General features: G+C 58.3%; 5 protein-coding genes and 1 pseudogene. 4 read left to right on the top strand and 2 right to left on the bottom strand.

Annotated features, from left to right (window positions below):
- From BSF79_RS19900 to tnpC, 4 genes and pseudogenes are all read left to right on the top strand, one after another.
- Positions 1-611: pseudogene (locus BSF79_RS19900) on the top strand (hypothetical protein); the annotation flags it as partial.
- Between the two features lie 176 nt (positions 612-787).
- Positions 788-1,177 (top strand): IS66-like element accessory protein TnpA, encoded by a 390-nt coding sequence (gene tnpA, locus BSF79_RS19315; protein ID WP_090271458.1) that lies wholly within the window; start codon positions 788-790, stop codon positions 1,175-1,177.
- Complete coding sequence (tnpB, locus tag BSF79_RS19310) at positions 1,174-1,527, top strand: IS66 family insertion sequence element accessory protein TnpB (RefSeq protein ID WP_090271456.1); 354 nt, start codon at positions 1,174-1,176, stop codon at positions 1,525-1,527. Before tnpA ends, tnpB begins: the two co-directional genes overlap by 4 nt.
- A gap of 123 nt (positions 1,528-1,650) precedes the next feature.
- On the top strand, positions 1,651-3,141 hold the full coding sequence (tnpC, locus tag BSF79_RS19305; RefSeq protein WP_425443250.1) for an IS66 family transposase: 1,491 nt from the start codon (positions 1,651-1,653) through the stop codon (positions 3,139-3,141).
- A gap of 45 nt (positions 3,142-3,186) precedes the next feature.
- Here tnpC and BSF79_RS19300 read toward each other — a convergent pair whose 3' ends face one another.
- Both BSF79_RS19300 and BSF79_RS19895 read right to left on the bottom strand, forming a co-directional pair.
- Complete coding sequence (locus tag BSF79_RS19300) at positions 3,187-4,119, bottom strand: sulfotransferase family protein (RefSeq protein ID WP_090271453.1); 933 nt, start codon at positions 4,117-4,119, stop codon at positions 3,187-3,189.
- The coding region (locus tag BSF79_RS19895; protein ID WP_175545392.1) for a hypothetical protein at positions 4,116-4,529 on the bottom strand (414 nt) is incomplete at its 5' end. The genes BSF79_RS19300 and BSF79_RS19895, both read right to left, overlap by 4 nt.

Genomic DNA, 4,529 nt, shown 5'->3' with positions numbered 1-4,529 from the left:
CACAGGCCCAGAAATCCATTCAGGATCTGACCAAAGAACGCGACACGCTGCGCCAGGGCCTGTCTAAAGCCACCGAAGACGGGAAAGTCGCGCATGAAACCGCGCGGGCGGCAGAAGCCGCACAGCAAACGCTGGTGACAGAAAACGGCCTGCTGCGCGACAATATCGCAGCCTTTCTGGCGGCGACCGAAAAACTCTCAACCCGCCAGAAAACCCTCTCAACACAGCTCCAATCCATGGCCGATCTGGAAGCGGCCCTATCTAAAACTGCTGGGGATTTGCTGCAATCCAATCGCGTCGTGAAAGAGCAGGCCGATCATCTTGCTCAGATGGAGGCGCAGTTGCAACAGGCCGCCGCACAAACCGTTCAGGCGCGCGCAGCCCTGCACACCATGAAAGACCAGCAGCAAGGCCTGAAACAGCAATATCAGAACCTGCAACTGGAGCAGAAAGACCTGCAACAACAATATCGAAACCTGCATCTGGAGCATCACCAGCTAATGCAAGACGCCACGGCACTGTCTGACACCCTGACCGAGGTTTTCGCCTCGAGTTCGTGGAAAATCACCCGCCCAATCCGATCCGTGATTACACGGCTGCGCTCATCCTGAGTGCAGCCCTCACTCCTTGCGCAACAGAGCCACCCCGTTCCAAGCTGTGTACGCCTACTTCCAAGAAGTTCTTCGATCCGCTACGATATTTCGTAAGCGTTTCCTGCCGACCACCTTCCGTCTGTCATCATGATGGGTTCATTGGACCCTGTTGATTGTTGGACTGGATTTTCTCCATGGAGACTACATTGGAGGTTCTCCCGGTTGGTGGCCGGGGACGTCGGAAGCGGAAATGGCCGGATGAGCTGAAAGCACGGATCGTGGCAGAGACGCTGGTGCCGGGCAGCACCGTGAATGCTGTAGCGCGACGGCATGGTGTGCCTGCGAACCATCTGTCCTCATGGCGCACGCTGGCGCGGACCGGACGGCTGGTGCTCCCTGCGCCGGAAGATCCTGTTGAGTTTGCGTCTCTGATCGTTGGACCAGTTGACGTTGCCCCGCTTGGTAAAACTGGTGCGGAGGATCGACCGGAGATTGTCATCGGCGCAGTCGTGATCCGGCTGGAAGCCGGGGCCTCGGCGGAACGGATTGTATCGGTCGTGCGTGGCCTGGAAGCCAACCCATGATGTTCCCTTCAAACCGCGTGCGGGTTCTGGTCTCAACGCAGCCTGTGGACTTCAGGAAAGGTCATGACGGTCTGGCGGCGATCGTGTCATCGGTGCTGCGCAAGGATCCGTTCACCGGCACGGTGTTTGTGTTCCGGTCGCGCCGTGCCGATCGGCTGAAGCTTCTGTATTGGGACGGTACAGGATTGGTGATGGCCTACAAGCGGTTGGAAGATACGACGTTCATCTGGCCTGCGATCAAGGACGGGGTGATGGCGCTGAACCACGCCCAATTCGAGGCCCTGTTTGCCGGTCTGGACTGGCGTAAAGTCAAGGCGCTGGAGGCGCGCCCACCGGTTGCGGCAGAATGAATCAACCGCCGTCTTTTGCGTGTTTTTACTGTGGTTTTATCGTAGTCTCAGGGCATGATTAAGACGCCTGCCATTGACCTTTCCACTATCCCTGCCGCGCAGCGTGCCGTGGTTGCGACCTTGATGGAAACGATCGCTGCACTTCAGGATATCACCCAACGCCAACAGCACCTGATTGCTGAACTGAACCATGCCCTGCATGGCAAACGGTCGGAAAAGCTGAGCGAGGATGAGCGGCAACTGGCGTTTGAGAATCTGTCCATCGCACTGGCCGAGCTCGAGGTGCAGAAGGAGCATTTGGCCGCCAAGGCAGGTGACAAGACGACAACCAAGCCTGCGCCAAAGCGCACCATCGGCAATCTCCCGGCTGCACTGCCGCGCATCGAAGAGGTTATCGAGCCCGACAGCCTGATCTGTCCTTGTGGCTGCGGTGTCATGCACAAGATCGGCGAAGATCGCAGCGAGCGGCTGGACATCGTGCCGGCCCAGTTGCGTGTGATTGTCACCGTCCGCCCCAAATATGCCTGCCGGACTTGCACCGACGGCGTGATCCAAGCTCCCGCACCATCGCACCTGATCATGGGCGGCCTGCCGACCGAGGCCAGCATCGCCCATGTGCTGGTCAGCAAATACGCGGATCATCTGCCATTGTATCGTCAGAGCCAGATTCTGGCGCGGGCTGGCCTTGAACTGCATCGCGCCGTGCTGGCGGATTGGGTCGGCAAGGCAGCGTTCCATCTCAAGCCCGTCGTCGACCGGCTGGCCGACCATCTGAAACGATCCGACAAGCTGTTCATGGACGAAACCACCGCCCCGGTGCTGGATCCGGGGCGGGGCAAAACCAAGACAGGTTATCTCTGGGCACTGGCCCGCGATGACCGGCCATGGGGCGGCGAGGACCCACCCGGTGTGGTCTACTTTTATGCCCCGGGCCGGGCGGGCGAGAATGCCGAAACATTCCTGACAGGCTTTGACGGGATCCTGCAGATCGACGGATACCAGGGCTACAACCGGCTGACCAAACCGACCCGCAAGGGCGGTGCCCCCATTCGGGTGGCCCATTGCTGGGCACACGCGCGCCGCAAGCTGAAGGAAGTCTTTGACCGCGATGGATCACAGATCGCCGCCGGAGGCTTGCGCCGCATCGCCGAAATCTATGCCGTCGAAGCCGATATCCGTGGCGTCTCGCCCAGCCAGCGCCTGTCTGCCCGCCAGACCCGCAGTGCTCCACTGGTCGCGGCCTTCGGCGAATGGCTGCAAGCACAACGCCGCAAGATCTCTGCCAAATCCCGGCTGGCCGAAAAGCTGACTTACATTCATAACCACTGGGACGGGCTGCAGACATTCCTGACCGATGGGCGCGTCGAGATTGACAACAACCGCGTCGAAAACCTGATCCGCCCGATCACGCTCAATCGCAAGAATGCCCTCTTCGCCGGGCATGACGAGGGCGGTATCGCCTGGGGCCGCATCGCATCGCTGATCGAAACCTGCAAGATCAACGGCGTCGAGCCCTTCGCCTATCTAAAGGCAACCCTCACAGCGATCGCCAATGGCCACCCACAAAGCGGCATCGACGACCTGCTCCCGTGGAACTTCAAGCCGTCAAGCTAAGATGACCGTGCTGTCCTGGGAACGCTTACGATATTTCACTCTTTTTCACAACTCGTAGGACAAACGATCGCACAGGGCTTTATAGCCCAGACTTTCGGCCCGTTCCGTTTCCAGTTCGGCGGGCACCTGTCGGCGCGGACGGGAAGAAATCCTCACCCCTGCACGTCCACTGTCTCCGGTTAGCCGGATAACCTGAAGAATATCCAATGCCATCGGATTAAAGGGTAGATTCAGAATTTCGCTCATCTGAGCCAGAACCTGTTCGGGATCAGCAACAAAATCCTCATATTTCACCACCGGCAGGCCACCATAGCGGTCCAGGAACGACAGATACCTCTGACTATATTCCTCCAGTGTGGCAGGAGAAAAAAGGATCCATCCGTTTAATCGTAGTGACAAAAAAGAATCCAGCGGATGGCGAACTGTCACCAAGGAATGTACCGGAAATGCATTGCACAGAATTTCGTAGAGGGTTGGCCGCTCATCCGGATCCCGTTCGGTGCAAAACTGGGAATGGGTGTGATCGCGCAGCAATAAATACAACCCTCTACGCCCCAGATACTCCAACGAAACTCGCACCCCGGCGTTGAACACCTCTGCCAGCAACGTCTCATCAACTTCACGCGCCGCGTGCCGCAGCCCAAGGATTAGATCTGTCGGTGCAAAAGTTGGCGGTGGCGACTTCTCTGACGAAACCTGCATTTGGCTCAAAGGATCGACCTCACTCAGCGTCACGATATTCGGTAACGCCGACAAGCTTTTCGAGATCAGCGTTCCCCCGGAACAGGCAAAATGATGGATGCTGCGCACACACAGCGGCGCTTCGGGCGTTTCGCACAGCGCTTGGCACTGCTCCAACAGGCTTGGCAGCCGCTCTATAGGTAAATCATCCCCCACAGCCTGCCGGTAGTTCCCCAGCAGCGCCAGACTTTGTTCCAATTCTTCCGCGAGCTCCTGTAACGCACGCTCATCTGTCATTGGGACGCCCCTTTGCGAGGGCTGGTTTTAGTGGATTTGGCCACCTTTTTCTTACGTTTCACCGTCTCCTTTTGTTTTCCTGGCTTCGGTTTTGACAGTGGTATGGAGGGCGCGATTTCAGAGGGGAGGTGCAGATGGCGTAGCTGTTCTGCCGCTTGCGCCAACCGAGGCGTCAGTTTGCGCAACAGATCATCTTGCTGACGGCGCTGCAGTTCACTTTGTTCGTAGCGCTGCCGCAAATCATCTAGATCCACCTTGTACATCGCCAGCATGCGCATCTGAAGCGCATAATCCGCATGGGTCTGTTCTGCTTTCGCCTGCGCCTCTTCAAGCGCTTTGCCCGCAGCCGCAGTCGCCGCTTTCTGGTCCGCAAGCGCCTTGTCTCGCGCGGCAATCCCCTGACCGCGCTC

This window comes from Thalassovita taeanensis, assembly GCF_900110775.1.
GTDB lineage: Bacteria > Pseudomonadota > Alphaproteobacteria > Rhodobacterales > Rhodobacteraceae > Litorimicrobium > Litorimicrobium taeanense.
The sequence above is the reverse complement of the archived record's forward strand: the minus strand, read 5'-3'. Positions and strand labels throughout refer to the sequence as shown.

Coding starts and splice junctions, on each gene's coding strand:
- tnpC (WP_425443250.1), top strand. CDS start 1,651: ATGGAAACGATCGCTGCACTTCAGGATATCACCCAACGCCAACAGCAC.
- tnpB (WP_090271456.1), top strand. CDS start 1,174: ATGATGTTCCCTTCAAACCGCGTGCGGGTTCTGGTCTCAACGCAGCCT.
- BSF79_RS19300 (WP_090271453.1), bottom strand. CDS start 4,119: ATGACAGATGAGCGTGCGTTACAGGAGCTCGCGGAAGAATTGGAACAA.
- tnpA (WP_090271458.1), top strand. CDS start 788: ATGGAGACTACATTGGAGGTTCTCCCGGTTGGTGGCCGGGGACGTCGG.